19 protein-coding genes and 1 tRNA gene are annotated in these 21,228 nt (G+C 29.7%); 6 read left to right on the top strand and 14 right to left on the bottom strand.

Annotation, left to right across the window (positions count from 1 at the left end):
• Position 1: 1 nt before the first annotated feature.
• The 4 genes from ribE to L8T90_RS05325 are packed head-to-tail and all read right to left on the bottom strand — an operon-like array spanning position 2 to position 3,593.
• Positions 2-472 (bottom strand): 6,7-dimethyl-8-ribityllumazine synthase, encoded by a 471-nt coding sequence (ribE, locus tag L8T90_RS05340; RefSeq protein WP_012661257.1) that lies wholly within the window; start codon positions 470-472, stop codon positions 2-4.
• 12 nt (positions 473-484) lie between these two features.
• Positions 485-1,288 carry a 3-deoxy-8-phosphooctulonate synthase gene (kdsA, locus tag L8T90_RS05335; RefSeq protein ID WP_263736925.1) on the bottom strand — a complete coding sequence of 268 codons (804 nt, stop codon included), beginning with the start codon at positions 1,286-1,288 and terminating at the stop codon, positions 485-487.
• Positions 1,289-1,309: 21 nt separating this feature from the next.
• On the bottom strand, positions 1,310-2,671 hold the full coding sequence (locus L8T90_RS05330) for a uracil-xanthine permease family protein (protein WP_263736924.1): 1,362 nt from the start codon (positions 2,669-2,671) through the stop codon (positions 1,310-1,312).
• Positions 2,661-3,593: a DMT family transporter gene (locus L8T90_RS05325; protein ID WP_263678848.1), complete on the bottom strand. Its 933-nt coding sequence runs from the start codon at positions 3,591-3,593 to the stop codon at positions 2,661-2,663. The genes L8T90_RS05330 and L8T90_RS05325 overlap by 11 nt, the downstream gene beginning before the upstream one ends.
• Positions 3,594-3,692: 99 nt before the next feature.
• On the opposite strand from L8T90_RS05325, the gene der reads away from it, so the two are divergent.
• The 5 genes from der to L8T90_RS05300 are packed head-to-tail and all read left to right on the top strand — an operon-like array spanning position 3,693 to position 10,173.
• A complete protein-coding gene (der, locus tag L8T90_RS05320) occupies positions 3,693-5,078 on the top strand; it encodes a ribosome biogenesis GTPase Der (RefSeq protein ID WP_263728032.1) in 1,386 nt (461 codons plus the stop codon).
• Positions 5,062-5,559 (top strand): shikimate kinase, encoded by a 498-nt coding sequence (locus tag L8T90_RS05315; RefSeq protein WP_263736923.1) that lies wholly within the window; start codon positions 5,062-5,064, stop codon positions 5,557-5,559. Before der ends, L8T90_RS05315 begins: the two co-directional genes overlap by 17 nt.
• On the top strand, positions 5,556-6,515 hold the full coding sequence (gene trpS / locus L8T90_RS05310; protein ID WP_263664013.1) for a tryptophan--tRNA ligase: 960 nt from the start codon (positions 5,556-5,558) through the stop codon (positions 6,513-6,515). Before L8T90_RS05315 ends, trpS begins: the two co-directional genes overlap by 4 nt.
• Before the next feature lie 11 nt (positions 6,516-6,526).
• Positions 6,527-7,762, top strand: coding sequence for a serine--tRNA ligase (gene serS / locus L8T90_RS05305; RefSeq protein WP_263736922.1), 1,236 nt, complete (start codon positions 6,527-6,529; stop codon positions 7,760-7,762).
• Between the two features lie 8 nt (positions 7,763-7,770).
• Positions 7,771-10,173 carry a tetratricopeptide repeat protein gene (locus L8T90_RS05300; RefSeq protein ID WP_263736921.1) on the top strand — a complete coding sequence of 801 codons (2,403 nt, stop codon included), beginning with the start codon at positions 7,771-7,773 and terminating at the stop codon, positions 10,171-10,173.
• An 86-nt stretch (positions 10,174-10,259) separates the two neighbouring features.
• Here the strand turns inward: L8T90_RS05300 and L8T90_RS05295 are convergent.
• The 7 genes from L8T90_RS05295 to secA form a co-directional block, all read right to left on the bottom strand.
• A tRNA-Asn gene (locus L8T90_RS05295) sits at positions 10,260-10,334 on the bottom strand.
• Between the two features lie 68 nt (positions 10,335-10,402).
• Positions 10,403-11,311: a radical SAM protein gene (locus tag L8T90_RS05290; protein WP_263736920.1), complete on the bottom strand. Its 909-nt coding sequence runs from the start codon at positions 11,309-11,311 to the stop codon at positions 10,403-10,405.
• Positions 11,308-12,330, bottom strand: a complete 1,023-nt coding sequence (hemE, locus tag L8T90_RS05285; protein WP_263736919.1) for a uroporphyrinogen decarboxylase — start codon at positions 12,328-12,330, stop codon at positions 11,308-11,310. The genes L8T90_RS05290 and hemE overlap by 4 nt, the downstream gene beginning before the upstream one ends.
• 12 nt (positions 12,331-12,342) lie before the next feature.
• Positions 12,343-12,849: a YqhA family protein gene (locus L8T90_RS05280; protein ID WP_012661246.1), complete on the bottom strand. Its 507-nt coding sequence runs from the start codon at positions 12,847-12,849 to the stop codon at positions 12,343-12,345.
• Between the two features lie 11 nt (positions 12,850-12,860).
• Positions 12,861-13,877, bottom strand: coding sequence for an aspartate-semialdehyde dehydrogenase (locus tag L8T90_RS05275; RefSeq protein ID WP_263678836.1), 1,017 nt, complete (start codon positions 13,875-13,877; stop codon positions 12,861-12,863).
• Between the two features lie 12 nt (positions 13,878-13,889).
• Complete coding sequence (locus tag L8T90_RS05270; RefSeq protein ID WP_263736918.1) at positions 13,890-15,179, bottom strand: sigma-54-dependent transcriptional regulator; 1,290 nt, start codon at positions 15,177-15,179, stop codon at positions 13,890-13,892.
• A gap of 8 nt (positions 15,180-15,187) precedes the next feature.
• The gene (secA, locus tag L8T90_RS05265) at positions 15,188-17,779 is read right to left on the bottom strand and encodes a preprotein translocase subunit SecA (protein ID WP_263736917.1); all 2,592 of its coding nucleotides are present in this window, start codon (positions 17,777-17,779) and stop codon (positions 15,188-15,190) included.
• A gap of 117 nt (positions 17,780-17,896) precedes the next feature.
• On the opposite strand from secA, the gene lolA reads away from it, so the two are divergent.
• Positions 17,897-18,403 carry a LolA-like outer membrane lipoprotein chaperone gene (gene lolA / locus L8T90_RS05260; protein WP_263702827.1) on the top strand — a complete coding sequence of 169 codons (507 nt, stop codon included), beginning with the start codon at positions 17,897-17,899 and terminating at the stop codon, positions 18,401-18,403.
• Here lolA and L8T90_RS05255 read toward each other — a convergent pair whose 3' ends face one another.
• The 3 genes from L8T90_RS05255 to L8T90_RS05245 are packed head-to-tail and all read right to left on the bottom strand — an operon-like array spanning position 18,404 to position 21,172.
• Positions 18,404-19,048 carry a flagellar basal body-associated FliL family protein gene (locus L8T90_RS05255; RefSeq protein ID WP_263736916.1) on the bottom strand — a complete coding sequence of 215 codons (645 nt, stop codon included), beginning with the start codon at positions 19,046-19,048 and terminating at the stop codon, positions 18,404-18,406.
• Positions 19,049-19,050: 2 nt separating this feature from the next.
• Positions 19,051-20,406: an ATP-dependent DNA helicase gene (locus L8T90_RS05250; protein ID WP_263736915.1), complete on the bottom strand. Its 1,356-nt coding sequence runs from the start codon at positions 20,404-20,406 to the stop codon at positions 19,051-19,053.
• Between the two features lies 1 nt (position 20,407).
• The gene (locus L8T90_RS05245; RefSeq protein WP_263683070.1) at positions 20,408-21,172 is read right to left on the bottom strand and encodes a class I SAM-dependent methyltransferase; all 765 of its coding nucleotides are present in this window, start codon (positions 21,170-21,172) and stop codon (positions 20,408-20,410) included.
• Between the last annotated feature and the right edge of the window lie 56 nt (positions 21,173-21,228).

The raw sequence follows: 21,228 nt of genomic DNA, 5'->3' as shown, positions 1-21,228 counted from the left end.
TTTAAGCCTTAATTTTTTGGATTAAATTAAGCATTTCAACCACAGTAAGCATAGCTTCAAAACCTTTATTACCTGCTTTACTACCTGCTCTTTCTATGGCTTGCTCTAAAGTATCAGTTGTTAAAACTCCAAAGCTTACAGGCACATTAGCTCCAAGCCCCACACTCGCTATACCTTTAGTAGTTTCAGCTGCTACATAATCAAAATGTGGCGTACTTCCACGAATTACCGCTCCAACACAACAAATTCCATCAAATTTTTTACTCTCACAAGCTTGTTTTAATGCAAAAGGAATTTCAAAAGCACCTGGCACTAAAATAAGACTTAAGTTCTCTTCCTTACCCCCATGTCTTAAAAAAGCATCTTTAGCACCTTCAACTAAACGATCTGTGATAATATGATTAAATCTTGCATTAATAATTGCAATTTTCTCATCACCTTTTAAACTTAAATTTCCCTCTATTATCTTCATATTTTTCCTTTTTTAAATGATTTCTTGAATTTTTAAAAGTGTATTTACGCAGTTTTTAAGTCTTGAAAGATCAAGCATATTTGGTCCATCACATAAAGCCTTACAAGGATCAATGTGTGTTTCAAAGAAAAATCCATCTACACCCACACTAGCAGCAGCTCTTGCTAAAGGCTCTACAAATTCACTTTTGCCTCCACTACTTCCACCATTTGCTCCTGGCATTTGCACACTATGAGTAGCATCAAAAACAACCGGAGCATATTTTCTCATGATAACCAAACTTCTCATATCTACAACTAAATTTCCATAACCAAAACTCGAACCTCTCTCAGCTACAAAAACCCCATTTTCTTTGGCTATTTCAAAACCTTCTTCGCTAATGCCTCTAGTTTGTAAAATTTTAGCTACGCTGTATTTAATGTCTTCAGGGTTTAAAAATTGCCCCTTTTTTACATTTACCTTAGCTTTTGTTTTAGCAGCAGCCACCAATAAATCAGTTTGCCTGCATAAAAAGGCTGGAATTTGTAAAACATCTACAACCTCAGCCGCAATACTTGCTTGAGAACTCTCATGAATATCAGTTAAAATTTGCATGCCAAATTTATCTTTAACTTTTTGCAAAATTTCCAAGCCTTTTTCAATGCCTGGCCCTCTAAAACTATTAATACTAGTTCTGTTTGCTTTATCAAAACTTGATTTAAAATAAAAATCAATTCTATCATCTTTTAAAAAGCATTCAAGCTCTTGTGCAACCTTAAAAACAAGCTCTTCATTTTCTATCACACAAGGCCCTGCTATTAGTATCATTTTTTTCATCATTTTTTCCTTGTTTTTTTATTATTTTACTTTATTTTTACTATTTTCTTCAAGAGGAAAAACAAAATTTAAAATAATAGCTGTAATCCCACCTGCTGCAATCCCTGAAGAAAATAAAGTTTTAAACCACATTGGCATAAATTCTAAAATATCAGGATTATTAGAAACTCCAAGTCCTATACCCAAACTCATAGCTATGATGATAATAGAACGACGGTTTAAATTTTCTTTAGAGATAATCCTAACCCCCGTTGCAGCTATAGTACCAAACATCACTAAAGTTGCCCCACCTAAAATAGGCTCTGGAATTTGCAAAGTAATATCAGCCACAATAGGAAATAAACCCAAAATCATCAACATAAAAGCTACAATAAACCCTACATAGCGACTTGCAACACCTGTTAAAGCTATGACGCCATTATTTTGCCCAAAACATGAGTTTGGAAAAGTATTAAAAAAGGCTGAAACAAAGGAATTAAAACCATTTGCCAAAACTCCACCTTTTAATCTTTTTGCATAAAGTTCACCTTTAACTGGCTGATTAGAAACTTCGCTAGTAGCACTAATATCACCAATAGTTTCTAAAGAAGTTACCATAAAAACTAAAATCAAAGGTAAAATGAGATTATAATCAATACTCAAACCATAATGCAAAGGATCAGGCAAAAACATTAAAGGTAAATTTTCATTAAAATTAAAGCTAAAATTTTCAAAAGTCATAGCCACTAAAAGCCCTATTATCATAGCTATAAATAAAGAAGAAATTCTTATATAGGCATTGTTAAAACGATTTAATATAATAATACTTAAAATCACAACTCCGGCTAATAATAAATTTTGCAAAGAACCAAACTCACCACTTGCCTTAGCCGCAAATCCACCTCCTGCACTCACAAGACCAACATTAATCAAACTAAGACCTATAATCATCACTACTATACCTGAAACCAAAGGCGAAATCACTCTTCTAATAAAAGGTAAAATTTGAGAAATAATCATTTCAGTGGTAGAACAAAGCATTAAAGTGCCAAAAATAGCCCCAAGCATTGCTTCTTGTGATAAACCATTATTTTTTAAAACAAGCCCACCTAGTATAATAGGCGCAACAAAGTTAAAACTAGTCCCTTGAATAGATAAAAGTCCACTCCCTATAGGACCCCAAGTTTTAATCTGTAAAAGCGAAGCAACACCTGAAGCAAAAAGTGACATGCATATAATTCTAGCTGTATTAGTATCATCTATTCCAAGACCCTTACAAATTAATAAAGCAGGTGTAATCACAGCCACAAACATAGCCATTAAATGCACCAAAGCAGCAAAAAAAGCTTTAGCAAAAGGCGGTTTATCTTCTAAACCATAAATTAAATCTGTTTTATTTTCCATTTTTATTTCCTTTTGTTTGCTTACTAACCAAAATAATTCCTCCTATAATAATGCTAAAAATTCCTATAAAAACCATCAAACTAGGAAATTCATCTCCTAATAATATGCCCAAAAATAAAGTAAAAACTACATCTATATAACTAACCCCAGCAACAACTCCTGCCTTTTTTGCCACCCCATAAGCTTTGGTAACATGAATTTGATACATTGCTCCAAAAACACCCATTAAAATAATAAAAATCCAAGCTTTAAAACTAGGCATAACAAAAGGAGCAATTAAAAAATCAAGTTCTTTTATTTCATAAAAAGAACCTATAATCATAGACATTAAAGGCATTAAAGTACCAATTAAAACGAAAGATAAAGCTATAAAAGGTGCTGGATATGATTTTCTAAGCTCTCTTACGCTAGTTAGCGCCAAGGCTGCACAAAAACCACTTAAAATTCCCAAAATGCTATTTTTTAAATCAAAACCTGAGTGCATAGTACTATCTGCAAAAGGCTGACAAATTAACAATACTCCTATAAAAGCAATCAAAATCCCAAAACAAGCTTTTAATCCCAAGCTTTCTTTAAAAAATAAAAAAGCAATTAAAGCTATAAAAATCGGTGCTGTTTTTTGAAAAGCAAAAGCTCCACCTAAAGAAATATTAGAAACATTATAAAAGAAAAGATATAAGGCAATCGTTCCTATAACACCTCTAAAAATAAGCAAACCCAAACGACCGCCGCTTTTATGAAAATTTAATTTTGAAAGCGCATAAAGCATAAAAGCTGTGCCTATGATATTTCTAAAAAACATAATTTCAATCGATGATAATTCTTCACTAAGAATTTTTGCACAAGCACCTACAAGTGCAAATTCTATGGAAGCAATAATCATAAAATATATACCTAAATTTTTTTTAACTATTCTTAACATATAAATTCCATATAAAAATTCCCGTTATTTTAGTCTTTTTTGCTTAATTTTAAGGCAATTTTTATATAATCACAAATAAAAATTTAAAAATGAGTATTAATGCAAAGTATTATTTTAATAGGAAAACCAAATGTTGGCAAATCAAGTCTTTTTAATAGACTTGCAAGAAAGCGCATAGCTATCACCAGTGACATAAGTGGGACTACAAGAGATACTAACAAAATAGAAGTGGAAATTGATGGTAAAAGAGCCTTATTGATAGATAGTGGTGGACTTGATGAAAGCAATGAGCTTTTTAAAAATGTCAAAGCAAATTCATTAAAAGCTGCTAAAAATAGTGATATTATCTTTTATATGGTGGATGGAAAATTTCTGCCCGATGATGAAGATAAAGCTTTTTTTTATGAAATGAAAAAACTCAACAAACCTATAGCCTTAGTAATTAACAAGGTGGATAATAAAAAGGATGAAGAAAGATCTTGGGAATTTTCTAATTTTGGCGTAAAAGAAGTTTTTAATATCTCTGTTACACATAATATAGGCATTGATGAGCTTTGCATGTGGGCTGGCAAGTTTTTAAATGAAAGTTTTTTAAATGCAGATGAAGAAGAAGACTTTGAAAGCTATTTAGAAAATTTTGATGAAAATAGCGGAGATTTTAAGCTAAAAACTATCAATGAAAACCATATTAAAGTAGGAATTATAGGTAGGGTAAATGTAGGAAAATCAAGTCTTTTAAATGCTTTAGTTAAAGAAGAGCGTAGCGTGGTAAGCGATATAGCAGGCACTACGATTGATCCTGTTAATGAAAGCATTATGCATAAAGATAAAATCATTGAGTTTGTAGATACTGCAGGGATTAGAAAACGTGGGAAAATACAAGGCTTGGAACGTTATGCGCTAAATAGAACTGAATATGCCCTAGCTAATGCTCAAATTGCACTTTTAGTGCTTGATGCAGCCGAAGGCTTTAACGAACTTGATGAGCGTATTGCAGGACTTGCTGCCAAGCATTGTCTAGGTGTGATTATCGTGCTTAATAAATGGGATAAAAGCGAGCTTGATTTTGATAAAACTTTAAAAGAATTAAAACTAGATCGTTTTAAATTTCTAGCTTATGCACCCGTTGTAAGCGTATCAGCTTTAAGCGGAAAAAGAGTGCATGTACTTTTAGATAAAATTTTAGAAGTTTTTGCCAATTTTACACAAAAAATTCCAACTGCAAAATTAAATGCCTTGGTAGAAGAAGCCACAAGAGCCCACCCGCTACCACATGATTATGGTAAATTAGTAAAAATTTATTATGCGGTTCAATATGACTTAGCACCTCCAAAAATAGCTCTAATCATGAACAGACCAAAAGCTTTGCATTTTAGCTATAAGCGCTATTTGCAAAATCAAATTAGAAAACAATTTAATTTTGAAGGTGTTCCTTTGATTTTAGCTTCAAGAAAAAAAGGTAGCAAAGATGAGCAAGAAGGATAATCTCCTTTTTGTAGGCTTTATGGGTTGTGGTAAAACAACCATAGCAAGAGCTTATGCTAAAAAATACAATAAAATATTTTTAGATACAGATAGTTTAATCAAAGAAAAATTTAATCTTAAAATTGATGAAATTTTTAAAACATATGGTGAAAAAAAATTCCGTAAAGAAGAGAAAAAACTTGTTTCTTTTTTAACTTGTGTGCAAGATTGCTCTATTGCAAGTGGTGGTGGTTTCATAGGACAAAAAAAACTAAAAGACATTGGGACAATTATATATTTAAAAGCAAGCTTTGATTATCTTTTGCAAAGATTAAGCAAGGAAGAATTAGCCACTAGGCCTTTACTTACAAATATAAATAATGCCAAAATTCTTTTTAATCAAAGGGCAAAAAAATATGAAAAAAAAGCAGATATTATAATTAACATTGAAAACAAAAGTATTAAAGAACTTATCAAAGAGATTAAAAAAGAGGTAAAATGAGAGTTATTACAGGATTGCAACCAAGTGGAGATTTACATATAGGCAATTATTTTGGCTCAATCAAACAAATGCTAAATATGCAAGAAGAAAATCAAATGTATATGTTTATAGCAAATTACCATGCTATGACTTCAAGTTTTGATGGTGAAAAACTCAGACAAAATTCACTCAAAGCTGCAGCAGCTTTTTTGAGTTTAGGGATTGATCCGCAAAAAAGCGTGTTTTGGTTGCAAAGTGATGTAAAAGAAGTAATGGAACTTTATTGGATTCTTTCTCAATTTACCCCAATGGGACTTTTAGAAAGAGCGCATAGCTATAAAGATAAAATCGCCAAAGGTTTAAATGCCAACCATGGACTTTTTTCTTACCCTGTTTTAATGGCTGCAGATATTTTGCTTTTTAATGCTCAAGTAGTTCCTGTAGGCAAAGATCAAATTCAACACGTTGAAATAGCAAGAGACATAGCCTTAAAAGTAAATAATGAATGGGGTGAAATTTTCACTCTACCTCAAGCTAAGGTTAATGATGAAGTTGCGGTAGTACCTGGCACTGATGGAGCCAAAATGAGTAAATCTTATCAAAATACAATCGATATTTTTAATACACCAAAAGCTATTAAAAAACAAATTTCTTCCATTGTTACAGATAGTACAGCTTTAGAAGATCCAAAAGATTGGCAAAATTGCAATATATTTAAAATCGCAAAATTATTTTTAGACAAAACAGAGCAAGAGGCTTTAAAAAGTCGTTATGAAAAAGGTGGCGAAGGTTATGGGCATTTTAAAATGTATTTAAATGAAATCATTAGTGAGTATTTTGCCTCGGCTAAGGAAGAATATGAAAAATTACTAGCTAATCCTTCAAAAATTGAGGAAATTTTAGAATTTGGAGCAAGTAAAGCAAAAAAACAAGCCCAAGAAACAATGGAAAAAATTTATGCTAAAATAGGACTATAAAAGGAGTTAGAATGTTAGATTTAAAACTTTTACAAAATAATTTCGATGAAATTGCACAAAAATTAAAAGCTAAAAAAGTGGATGAAAATTTACTCAAAGAACTGAGTGATTTATTTATAAATTTAAAAAAAGAAAAAGCACTTTTAGAAGAATTTCAAGCTTTTCAAAACAAATTTAGCAAAGAACTTGCAACAGCACAAGATAAAGAAAGCTTAAAAGCACAACTAAGTCAAAATAAAGAAAAAATCAATACTCAATCAAAAATCGTTAATGAATTAGAAGAAAAACTGGAGCAAATTGCTCTAGCAGTACCAAATACCCCTGATGATTGTGTGCCTTTTGGGGAAGATGAGGATGAGAATGTAGAATTAAAAAAAGTTCTTACCCCACCTAGTTTTGATTTTGAAATTAAAGAACATCATGATTTAGGAGAAAAATTAAATTGGCTTGATTTTACAAGAGGAGTTAAAATCTCGCAAAGTCGCTTTTGTGTACTTAAAAATGAAGGAGCTTTACTAAGTAGAGCCTTAGTAAATTATATGATAGATTTTAATAGAAGTAGAGGTTTTGAGTTAGTTAATGTGCCATTTTTAGTAAATAGTGCGACCATGTATGGCACTGGACAACTTCCTAAATTTAAAGATGATATGTATAAGGTAGAAAATGATGATTTATACCTCATTTCAACTTCTGAAATTCCTGTAACCAATCTTTATTCTAATGAAATTTTAACTCAAGAAGAATTACCTTTAAAAATGACTTGCTATAGCGCTTGTTTTAGACAAGAAGCAGGAAGTGCAGGTAGAGACACAAGAGGCATTATAAGACAACATCAATTTGAAAAAGTAGAACTTGTTAGTATATGCAAGCCTGATCAAAGCGAGCTAATGTTTGAAGAAATGCTAAATTGTGCTAGTGATTTGCTAAGCTCTTTAGGTCTAGCACACAGACATTTGATGCTTTGTACTGGAGATTTAGGATTTTCAGCTGCAAAAACAGTGGATTTAGAAGTTTGGCTTCCATCTCAAAATAAATACCGTGAAATTAGCTCTGTATCTAATTGTAAAGATTTTCAAGCAAGACGTGCAAAAATTCGCTTTAAAAACGATAAAGGCAAAAACGAATTAGCGCATACACTTAATGGCTCTTCACTAGCTGTTGGAAGAACCTTGGTAGCTATTATGGAAAACTATCAAGAAAAAGATGGAAATATAAGAATTCCTGATGTGTTAAGAAAATACTTTTAAGAGAAAACATGGCCGAAGAAGTAACACTTAAAGAACAAGACAACCAAGAAAAAGCTTTCTCTGAGTTAGATGAAAATCCAGGAGTAGAAGAACAAGCTATCCCTCCTGGCATGATACCTCCTGAATTAGAGGAGGAAGAAAGCACCTTTCAAAGAGTGGAAGAAGAACCTCAAACACCACAACCTGAAGAGAAAAAAAAGCTTTTTGATAAAAAATTTATTATTTTAATTTCTGCACTTGGAGCTCTTGCTCTAATATTGCTTGTAGTTTTAATTTTACTCATAGTTTTCAAAGAAGATAAACAAGCTATTTTAAATACTCAAGTCTTAGATGATAATACTAGCTCAAGCATCACTAAAGTAAAACAATCAGCATTAGATCTTGTAGTACAAAAAGCAAATTTATTATATGAAAAAGGTGATGTAGAAAGCGCTTTAGAACTTTACAATAACATTAACATTTTCAATCAATCCTTATCTAGTTATAATCTTGGCGTAGCCCAAATGAAACAAAAAGATTATGCTAGCGCAATTGAAAATTTCAAGCAATCTTTAGAATTAGAAGAGCACAAAGTGGCTGCTGCCATAAACACTGCTGTGTGTTATTTTAATCTTGGTAATAAAGAAAAATTTAATTATTATCTTGACTTAGCAAGAGTGCATTTACCACAAGATTCCAAATCATCTTTGTATGATTATTATCTAGGTTTAATTAATTATTATCAAGGATTTTACCCTGAAGCTTTGCAAATGTTTATGCGCTCAAACAACATCAATGGTTATCAAGGTGAATCTTATTATCTTGGAGCAAAAGTTTATGCTTTATTAAAATCAGAAAAAAACGCCATTGATTTTTTACAAAAACAAGAAGATTATGAAGCAAGTTTGCCCTTAGGCTTATTATATGCAAAATCAGGAAACTATCAAAAAGCTAAAGAATATCTTGAAAAAGCCTCAAAGATAGGAGAACATGAAGCTAGAAGTAAGGTTGCTTTAGCCTTAGTTGAATTAAAAACCGGTCAATTTGAAAGTGGTGCGCAAATTTTAAAAGCTCTTTACATCAAAGATAAAGATATAGGTTCAAAATACTATAATATCAAAACAAGATTAAAAAGAAATTTTTCAAATATTGATATTGCCCAACAAAATTTTGCCAAGAGATTGATTACTGGAAAACAACAAATATATGATTTACTGTTTTACTTTTCACCATATCGTGTTTTTGATGTTAAACAAAGCATGGAGCTTATTACAAAGGCTGATTTGGGAAATTTTATACAAGGATATGAGTACGAAAATGAATTACTTGTTAAAAGTAAGGCTTTATCAGGGGTTAATATAGAATTATCTCATGCTATTAACTTAGCTTTTAATTTTCATCTAAGAGAAGCTAATCAAGAATTTAAAAACTTAAGTGAAATTTATCATGCTCATGATGTAATTCATTATAATCTTGCCCTAACTTACGCACAATTACAAGATTATAACAATGCTTACAAGCACTTTTCAACCGCATATCATTTAAATCCTAAAAATTATATTGCAGGAATTTTTGGCATATATTGTATGGATCTAGCAAAGAAAGATTATACAAAACTTGCTAATGAACTTTTAGAAAATCTCCAAGCAGATAATACCATTGATCAAAACAACAATATATACAAATATTTACTATATTTAGCTAAAAATGACTTTACTGCTACTATTCCTTACCTAGATAATCTTTCAAATACTAATAACACACCTTTGGAGTTAATATTTGCTATTATAGCTGCAAATGGCAATAATCTTGAAACCCTAAGAAACCAAAAAATAAAAGAATTAAAAGATTTATTAAGTGAGGATATTATTAGCAATATTTTATATTTTAACTCCAAAAATATGAATTTAAATATCAAAGAATACGCCAAACAAGCTCAAATGTATTTTTTAAATACCAAACTTGATTATAATTCTTTATTTGGAGGAGCTGGGATAGTTAAAGATAGCTATGTAACGCTTATGCAAATAACAGGCTTGCTTAATCATGTTAGAAATGATATTAAAAAAAGACTAGCCATGAGTAATAAAAATTCCATTGGATTAATCTTTGCTCTAGCTTATGTAGATATATTTGCAAAGGAATACCAAGAAGCATATACACTTTATAATATTTTAATAGATGATTACAAAATTAAAGATGCTCAAACTTTATTTTTAGCTGCAGTTGCAGCAATAGGTTCAAATAATCCAAACTCAGCCATTGCTTTACTTGAACTTGCAAGATTGGAAAACGAAGAAACCTTAGAAGCAAGGCTTGCTTTAGGACTTTTATACCATGAAGTGCAAAATCTAGAACCTGCTATGTTTCAGTATGAGAAAGTAGGCAATAACTTCGAAAGCAAATTCTTTACTTTTGATATCAAAAACTAGTATTTTCGTTACGAAAATACTAGTTATATAAAATCATATAATTTACTTAACACTTATAAAAATCAGGATTATAATTTAAAAAGAAGTGGCTCCGGATGTAGGATTCGAACCTACGACCAATCGGTTAACAGCCGACTACTCTACCGCTGAGCTAATCCGGAACATCAATAAATAAGAAATGGTATTATATAAGAAAAAAATACTCTTGTCAAGAGTTTTTCACAAAAAATTATATTTTTTTATAAAATTTCACTCCAGCTAGATTTTTTACAATAACTTCTTGCTCCTTAAGTAACTTTTCTAATATATCTTTACTATATTGACTAAATTTATTTTCAACATCAAATTCACTTTGAGCTCTAAGTTGCAACATTTTTAAAAGCTCTTGAGTATTAAAATCAATTTTTTCACCTTTATAATAATGCTTAGCAAGCACAACAGGGGCGCTATTAATATACATACTTAATTCTTCTAATTTTTCCATAGATACACCTTTAACAGGATAAGCTGGAGGTCTATCAATAGTGCTAAAATCTACTCTTAATGGCTTTATTTTATCAAATACCTCATTTAAAGCTAACATTTCTTCTTTATTGTCATTTAAGCCTTGTACAACTAAAACTTCCATAACAAGCTCACCTAGAAATTTTTCCCTAAAAGTAATCATTTTATCAATCATTGCTTCAAGTTTAATTCGTTTTAGAGCTTTATCTATTCTATAAAATGTTTTTTCTTTAGCACTATCAAGACTAAATTTAACTACATCAATATCCAATAAAGCATTGAATGCATTTGGATTTAACACACCACTACCATTACTTAAAATCAAAAGTTTTTTATCTTGTTTTATTTTATTTAACTCGCAAACTAATTCTTTTAAATAAGGATACAGACTAGGTTCACCATTTGCAGTTAATGTAAGAAAATCAAATTTCACATCGCTAGCTAAAGATTGCTTTACCTGTTCTAAGATATCTTGAATTTTTGGATATACTAAAGATTTTTCCACAGGTTTTGCAGCTTGCAACTCACAATATACACAATCGAAATTGCACTGCTTTTGATTTGGACTTAAATCAATCCCTAAAGAAAGCCCAAATCTTCTTGAGCTTATGGGGCCAAAGGTAATTTTGTTCACTTTTTAGATTTCTCTTGAACTAGCTTGATAAAATATTTAGCATTTTCAACAGGAATATCAGGCAAAATACCATGTCCAAGGTTAAAAATATGTGCACTATCTTGCATAATATTCAAAATTTTATCCACTCCTACTTCAATCGCATTTTTATCATACAATCTACAAGGCTCCATATTACCCTGTAAAGTATACTTAGCGCCTAATTTTTCTTTTGCCAATTCTAAAGGCGTACTCCAATCTACACCAAAAACATCAAAATTTCCATTTATACCATCCAAAAATCCACTAACACCTTTAGGAAATAAAATCACGGGAATATGTGGATATTTTTCTTTGATAAAATCAGCAATTTCAAGCATGTATTTAAAAGAAAATTCAAAAAACATCTCTTTTTCTAAAGCACTTGCCCAACTATCAAATATCTGTATAGCATTAGCTCCTGCTTTAATTTGTTCTTGAATATAATGCTTTAAAGCTAAAGTAAGTTTAGATAAAATTTGATGTAAAAATTCAGGATTTTGATAAACTAATTTTTTACATTTTGTATAATTTTTACTACCACCACCCTCTATCATATAAGTAGCAATAGTCCAAGGACTTCCACAAAAACCAATCAAAGCTTTATCATGCGCAAGTTTTTCTCTAGTAAGCGCTAGTGCATCATAAACATAAGAAAGATTTTTAATACTTTTTTCAGCATCTAATCTTTCCAAATCTTCCTTAGTTTTAATGGGATTTGAAAATACCGGCCCTTCGCCTTTTTCAAATTTTAAATCCATACCCATTTCTAAAGGCACCACTAAAATATCTGAAAAAATAATAGCTGCATCAACGCCCAAAATATCCACAGGTTGCAAAGTAACTTCACTTGCTTTTTTATAGTCCTTGCAAAGTGATAAAAAATCCCCAGCACTTGCTCTAACTTCCATGTACTCAGGCAGATATCTTCCTGCTTGACGCATCATCCAAACTGGAGTATAAGGAGTTGATTTTTTAAAACACGCATCAATAAAAATCATTTTTATTCCTTATTAATGATCACTTTTATGCAAGAAATAAAGCCCCACACAAAGAGCCAAAATAGAACCTGCTAAATAAGTCATATCCAAAACTGTATTAAGTTGCATTTGTAAAATTCTTTGAAAAAAATTTACAACTAAAACCATGATAATTACTTTTGCAAGCTTATCTTTTAGCTGATCCAAACTATGTACTTCTAAAACTTTTGACTGCTTTGTTTGTTTAAAATCCTCTATTTCGCTAATAAAAAGCTCATAAATTCCAAAAGAAAAAATAAATAAAACCAAAGCCATCAAATATAAATCCACAGCTCCTATAATCAAACCAACAATATCTTCATGCAAATCTACCGTAGAATTTGGCAACATAAAGTATTCAAATACATATTTTAAAACTTTAATCACATCATAACTTGCGATAAAAAATAAAACAAAAGCCCCTATTAAACCAAAAATCACAGGTAAAATAGTAACCAAACGACTTTTAACTAATAAATTCTCAAAAAATCTTTCTAGCATTTTTCTCCTTTTTAAACCAATTCTAGCCATTTTTGCGCAATACGCACTGCATTTGTAGCAGCTCCTACACGAATTTGATCAGCCACGCACCATAAATGTAAAATGTTTTTGTGATTAATATCACGTCTAATTCTTCCTACATAAGTTTCGTTAGTGTCACTTGTAAAAAGTGGCATAGGATATTTTTTATTTTCTACATCATCAATCACAACAACACTTGGTGCTTTAGAAAGTATCTCTCTAACTTTAGCAACATCAACATCTTTTTCAAAATGCATAGTAATAGCTTCACTATGGCTTCTAAGCACAGGAACTCTTACGCAAGTTGCTGAAATTTCAAGTTTTTTATGCAATATTTTTTGCGTTTCATTTACCATTTTTAATTCTTCTTTGGTGTAGCCATTGTCGCTAAAAACATCAATTTGAGGAATCAAATTTAAAGCCAAAGTATATGGAAAAGTTTTTGCTTCAAATTCATCTAGTTTAAAAGCAAAAAAACTTTGCATTCCTTGAACTAGTTCTTCCATACCTTCTTTACCTGCGCCACTTGCTGCTTGATAAGTACTTACATCTACTCTTTTTAGATTAAATGCATCATCAAGTGGTTTTAAAACATGTACCATTTGTATGGTAGAGCAATTTGGATTAGCAATAATCCCTGTTTTTTCCCAATCTTTAATATCTTCACTATTGCACTCAGGAACCACCAAAGGAACATTCTCATCCATTCTAAAATGGCTCGTATTATCAATCACCACAGCACCACATTCTACTGCGTATTTTGCATACTCAGCACTTATATTTCCTCCAGCACTAAAAAAAGCAATATCTACAGGATTTTCTTTAAAAACACTTGGAGTTAATTCTTTTACTTTATAGCTTTTACCTCTAAATTCTACTTCACTACCTGCACTTTTTGCACTTGCTAATGGCAAAATACTTTCAACTGGAAAATCAAGCTCATCTAAGACATTTAAAAGTTCTTCACCAACTGCTCCTGTTGCACCTACAATAGCTATTTTTTTCATTGTCCGTCCTTTTTAAGTAATGTTGTATTTTTTCATTTTTTCGCTAAAAATTTTCTCACTCATCCCTATAAGCTTAGCTGCTTCTGTAATATCTTGCGAATTTTTTAAAGCTTCTAAAATCAATTCTTTTTCAAGATTTTTAATATCTTTACTTTTTCTACTTTCTAAAAATAAATCTTGAGCACTAATCTCATCATTTTCACTTAAAATACAAGCTCTTTGTATAATAGAAATCAATTCTCTAATATTACCTGGAAAATCATAAGCTAGTAAAGCATCTTGTGCTTCTTGGCTTAAAGTTTTCTCATTAAAATCATATTCTTTACACGTATCAAGCAAGACCTTTTGTGCAATTTGCAAAATTTCTTCTTGACGCTCTCTTAACGGTGGTATATTAATAGGAATAGTATTAAGTCTATAATATAAATCTTGTCTAAACTCATTATCTGCAATCTTTTTTTCTATATGAGCATTAGTTGCACTGATAATTCTTACATCAATCTTTATACCTTTAGTACTCCCTAATCTTGTAATTTCTTTTTCTTGTAAAGCTCTTAATAATTTTGCTTGAATTTCATAAGGCATTTCACCTATTTCATCTAAAAACAAAGTGCCTTCATTAGCGAGCTCAAACAACCCTATTTTAGTAGTATTGGCATCAGTAAATGCACCTTTTTCAAAACCAAAAAGCTCACTTTCTATCAAATTTGATGGAATTGCTGCCATATTAATAGCCACAAAAGGTTTTTGTGCTCTTTTTGAATTTTTATGCACAAAATTTGCAAAAACTTCTTTACCTACCCCACTTTCTCCAAAAAAAAGCACACTTGCATCTGTCTTAGCAGCTTTTAAAGCCAATTTTAGACAATTTTCCAAAGCCTTAGAAGTACCATAAAAATCTTGATTTTCTTCTTTTTTAGTAGTCTTTTTATTTGTTTTTTTAGAAGTCTTTTCTTGAATTATTTTTGCGCGTTTTATTGCAGTTACTAAAGTATTAATATCAAATGGTTTTACTAGAAAATCTTTTACTCCAAGCCTTACTGCCTCTATAGCGCGATTTAGCGTTGCATTACCTGTAATAATAATAAAATCATATTTATTCTCACAAGCTTGTACAAATTCAATACCATCCATACCCGGCATATTAATATCTGTAATAATTAAATCAACATCATCATTAAGTTTTTTTAGTGCTTCAGTTGCTGATTTATAGGATTTTATAGTAAATTCTTCATACTCACCCAAAGCTATTTCGAGTGATTTTCTCATATTTATATCATCTTCAACTATAACTAAATTCATCTCAAACCTTAAGCTAAAATACCTTTTTTAGGACCACTTTTACCATGACATTCTTTATATTTTTTGCCACTACCACAAGGACAAGGTGAATTTCTAGGTACTTTAGTAATTTGTGCTTCACCGTTTTCATTAACACCACTTTCTGTAGTATTTGACAACAACTGCTCATTTTGTTCATGGCTTTTTTCTTCAAAATTTTGTACTTCTTTTTGAGTAAAAACTACATTAAATAACAATTTTAAACTGTCAAATTTAATACGCTCAACAAGCTCCATGAAAAGATTATAACTTTCTTTTTTATACTCCACTAAAGGATCTTTTTGGTTATAACTTCTTAAACCTATACCAGTTTTTAAAATATCCATTTGGTATAAATGCTCTCTCCATAGATTATCTAAAATTTGAAGATATAAAATTCTTTCAATTCTTCTAGCTTCCTTATCTTCAATAATACTCATTTTATCTTTATAAGCTTTTTCTAAAATTTCACTTAATTTATTTTCTACTTCAATCACACCTAAATCTTTAAAATCAACTTCGTTTAGTTCAAGATTACACTCATAACTTACTTTTTGCTTTAAGCTTTCAAAATGTTTAACATCATCTTCAAGCTCTGCATTTAGATAAATTTGACTTACTAAATGATTGCTATATTCAACAATATTTTTTAAAATTTTATCTTGCAAATCAAATTCTTCATCTAGTAATTCATTTCTATAATTATAGATAGTCTTTCTTTGCTCATTAGCCACATCATCATATTCAAGCAAATGTTTTCTACTTTCAAAATGTAAACTTTCAACTTTTTTTTGAGCATTTTCTACAGCTCTTGTAACAATGCGACTTTCTATATGCTCACCCTCTTCTATACCCAATCTTTCCATGATATTTTTAATGCGATCACCGCCAAAAATTCTCAAAAGATTATCCTCTAAACTTAAATAAAATCTACTTACACCAGGATCACCTTGACGCCCTGCACGACCACGAAGTTGATTATCTATTCTTCTACTTTCATGGCGTTCAGTTCCTATGATATAAAGCCCTCCTAAAGCTCTTATTTCATCATCTATTTTTATATCAACGCCACGACCTGCCATATTAGTAGCTATGGTTACTGCACCTTTTTTACCCGCATCTTGGATAATCAAAGCTTCTTGCTCGTGATTTTTAGCGTTAAGCACATGATGAGGAATGCGTTCTTTTACAAGCATATTATGAAATACTTCACTTCTTTCAATACTTGCAGTCCCTACTAAAACCGGTTGACCTTTTGCATTTGCTTTTTTTATCTCTTCAATAACTGCTTTAAATTTTTCTTCTTGTGTTTTATAAATCAAATCATCTTTATCTATTCTTGCAACCTGTATATTTGTAGGTATGGAAACCACATCTAAATTATATATTTGAGAAAATTCCGTTGCCTCAGTTTGCGCAGTACCTGTCATACCTGCTAATTTTTTATACATTCTAAAATAATTTTGGAAAGTAATATCTGCTAAAGTTTGACTCTCTTCTTGAATTTTTACCCCTTCTTTAGCCTCTAATGCTTGGTGTAAACCATCACTAAAGCGTCTTCCTTCGCTTAGCCTTCCCGTAAATTCATCAACAATTACAACTTCTTTATCTCTTAATACATAATGCACATCTTTTTCAAATAAATTATGTGCTTTTAAGGCCTGATCAAGCTGATGGGCTAATATTGCATTATCTAAGCTATATAAATTTTCTACTCCAAATAATTTTTCTGCTTTAGAAATTCCAGCCTCTGTAATCATGATAGTTCTATTTTTCTCATCAACAACAAAATCTCCACTTGGTAATTCTTGAGGAGTAGCCGCTGCTTGACCTTTTTGCATTTGTTTTGCTACTTCATTTGCTTTAATATAACCATCTAAAGTTCTATTTGTAGGTCCGCTTATTATAAGTGGAGTTCTTGCTTCATCTATTAAAATACTATCTACTTCATCAACTATAACAAAATTATGCTCTCTTTGTACTTTTTCAAGCTTTGAAAATTTCATATTATCACGCAAATAATCAAAGCCAAATTCATTATTTGTACCATAAGTTATATCACACTCATAAGCTTTTTTATGTGCTTCATCGCTATTTTGCTCTGAAAGTATCACACCTACACTAAAACCTAAAAAATTATAAATAGCACCCATTTGCTCTGCATCTCTTTTGGCTAAATAATCATTTACAGTAACTACGTGCACACCCTTACCGCTCATAGCATTTAATACAACAGGTAAAGTTGCAACCAAGGTTTTACCTTCCCCGGTTTTCATTTCAGCAATTTTTCCCTCATGTAAAACCATACCACCGATTAATTGCACATCAAAATGACGCATATTAAGCGTTCTTTTTCCTACTTCTCTAACTATTGCAAAAACATCATTTAGTATTTGGTCTAAAGTTTTTTCTTCTTTTTGAATTTGTGTTTTAAAATCTATAAAATTTTGTTTTAACTCATCATCACTTAAATTTTGGTATTTTGACTCTAAAGCATTAATTTGCGCAACTCTCTTTAAATATTTTTTTACTTCTCGATCGTTTTTTGTGCCAAATATTGCTTTAAATACACTAGAAAACATTTTTTTACCTTTAATTACAAAAATATATGCTAGATTATACCTTGATTTTAATTAGAACTATATAAAATTTTATTTGCATAAATTTTATATAATTTGTAAAATTTTTAAAGGATAATTATGAAATATTTTGTATTTTTAATGATATTTGCTTATAATATTTTTGCTTTTGATATAAATTTTAAAAATTTTAGCAGTGATTTTGAACAAAAAGTGCAAAGTAATAATTCTTCGCTAAATTATAAAGGAAATTTTATCATCACTCAAAATAAAGCCTTTTGGAATTATACTAAGCCGAATAAAAAGCAAATTTATATCAACAACAAAGAAGTTGTTATCATAGAACCTGAATTAGAACAAGCCATTTATACTCAATTACAAAATTTACCAAATCTTCAAGCAATTTTTAAAAATGCGAAATTAATATCTCACGAAAGCTATGAAGCAAAATACGAAAATATCATATATAATATCAAACTAGAAAACGGTAGCCTTAACAGTATTTCTTATAAAGATGAATTGGGAAATTTAGTCAGTCTTTATTTTTACAACCAAAAATTTGATCAAAACATCAACGATAATATTTTTATACCAAAAATTCCAAGCCATTTTGATATAATCCATTAATCAAAATGGTATCTCTTTAAACAAATCTTGTTCTTTGCTTGGTGCTAACATTTGCATTTGAGCATTTTCCATAGTTTTTAAAATCATATCCATAGCTTCTTTGCTTGTATTAACATCTTGATTAAAACTTATATTACTATCTTTAATACTGTTTGCTTGAGTAACATTTATGTCTTTTGACTGGGTATTATTTTGATCTGAAGTTTTAGCAACTTTAAGGATATCTTGAATTTCTTCTTGCTTAGCAGTTTCTTTTAAATCTTCTTCCTTTTTTTCTAAATCTTTTACAAAACGCTTCAGTTCTTCTATATCAAATTGAGCCACTGAGTTAATTTTTAAAATATAAATGTTTTTTATTTGGGTTTTGTATTTTTTATTGCTAAATTTAAGCAAAATTTCTTTGAAGTTGTTTTTGCCCACTTCTGTAAACAAATCTTCATAAAAATAACTAGATACAATAGTATTTAATGCGTCTGTAATTTTCTTTTGTTCTAAATTTTCTCCCTCAAATTCTAAAGTCATTTCAATCTTTTTTAAAGTATTATTTCCAGCTTTTGAATACAAATCTGTTCTAAAATCTTCTATGCTTAAAGAATTAGCATAAATACTACAAAAAGAAAAAAATAAAATTACTACCCATCTCATAATCACTCCCTATCTTCTTCTAAATTTATAAACTTTTCTTGCAGATAAAATCGCTTTACCTCTTTATCAAATTTTAAAATTTTTAAAAAATAATCCTCAAAAGGCATTTTATAATTATATATTATTTTTAAATTACTTGGATTAATGGCTCTTGATAAACATACATATAATTGTCCTTTTTCAAAAATTCCATCAATATCACATATTAATTTATCTATACTCATGCCTTGAGATTTATGGATTGTTATAGCATAAGCTAGTTTTATAGGAAATTGAACAAATTTAGCTTTTATCTTAACTTCTAGTTTTTCATCTTTGTCTAACTCATACTCTTCTAAGGTATATTCATATGGTTTTAATTTCAATCTTTCACCATTATTTTTTTCTATCAGAATATATTCTTGCTCTTTATCTTTTATAAAATCTAAAACAACACCCTGCTCCCCATTATAATAATTTTCTTCTTTATTATTCACACAAAAAATAATCTTAGCACCTATTTTTAATTTTAACTCACTCAAAGAATTAAGTCCATTAATCCACTGCTCGTATGTTTTATCATCTAAGGTACAATCTAGTTTTTCAGCTTTTGCTTTAAATATACTTTCTTTACCTTGTAAAAGATTTAATTTTTCAGTATTAATATGATTAGTCTTTTTATTGGTAGCGCATAATAAAGTATACTCATCCATATACTCAAGTAAATTTTTTGAACTAATTAACATTTTTTTAAAGAAATTCAATATTTCTTTATTTGTTTCACCCATTCTAAGAAAAAACAAATATTCATAAAATTGTTTATCTAAAGTTCTTTTTGTAATACTAAGTTTTAAATTAATAAATTTAAGATCACTCCAAGCTTGCGAAGAAAAAGCATATAAAGTATTTTGAAATAAAGTACTTTGAATTTGATTTTCTTTATGCTTAACCACGGGTGGAAGTTGAAAAAAATCTCCAACTAATAAAATTTTACCATTAAAACCACTTCTTGATAATCTATAATAAATCATTTCCATCAACGAAGCACTTACCATAGAGATTTCATCTATAACCAATAAATCACATTGTTTTAAAATTCTCTTTAATTTTTCTAGTTTATCTTTTTGCTTTCTATCTTCATAATATAACTCATCATAATTTTGACATCTTTTAAAAGCAAAAAAACTATGTAAAGTAACCCCACCTATATTAAAAGCACTAAGAGCGGTAGAACCCAATACAATAACAATTTTTCCTTGAACTCTATAAGATTTTATAAGCTCCATAGTTAAAAAAGACTTACCAACACCTGCACCACCACTTAAAAATACATTATTATTTTTTAAAAAAAATCTTAATTTATCTACAACTAAGTTCAAGCTACTCTTTCATGCAAGATATTATCAACATCATTGGCCTATGCCATTCTTTTTTAAATTCATTTTTGAATTCAGGAAAAAGATTGATAATTTTATTAGAAGGCTTTGGCTCAATAATATTGGTTATTTTAAAATTATTTTGCAATAAGGGAGAAATATAACTTGTTAAGGTACGGTGATATTTAATCACACCCTCACCTAAAAAATTATATTTATTTTTATTTTCATAAAAATAATTTTTAATAGGAAAATATTGAATATCCCCATTATTATCATATATAAAATCTTGGGAAATATTTGCGGTAAAAACAGGATGCTCAACACTAAAAACCAAACTACCATTTTTATTAAGAAGATTTGAAATATTAAAAATTAATTTTTCATAATCCTTTATATAATGAAAAACTAAAGAACTAATAACTATATCAAATTTCATATTTTGTAAGTCAGTGATTTTATCTATTTCTTCACAAGAACCTCTATAAAAGGATATTTTATTTTTATATTTACTTGTTTTAGTCTTAGCTTTATCTAACATTTTTAAAGATAAATCAATAGCAAAAACTTTTTTAGCCCCATTTTCTAAAGCATAAATACTATGCCATCCATATCCACAACCTAAGTCTAATATAACTTTATCTTTTAAACTTGGTAAACATGTTTTAAAATCTTCCCATTCACCAGCACCATCCAATCCTACTTTAGATCTTAGCATTAAGGCATATTTATCAAAAAAAATATTATCATCATACTTATTATCCAACATTATACATCCTTATAATAACTTTATTATATCAAAACTTTTCATTTTAATCTCACCCC

Source organism: Campylobacter sp. RKI_CA19_01121, from assembly GCF_025771295.1.
Classification (GTDB): domain Bacteria; phylum Campylobacterota; class Campylobacteria; order Campylobacterales; family Campylobacteraceae; genus Campylobacter_D.
The sequence above is the reverse complement of the archived record's forward strand: the minus strand, read 5'-3'. Positions and strand labels throughout refer to the sequence as shown.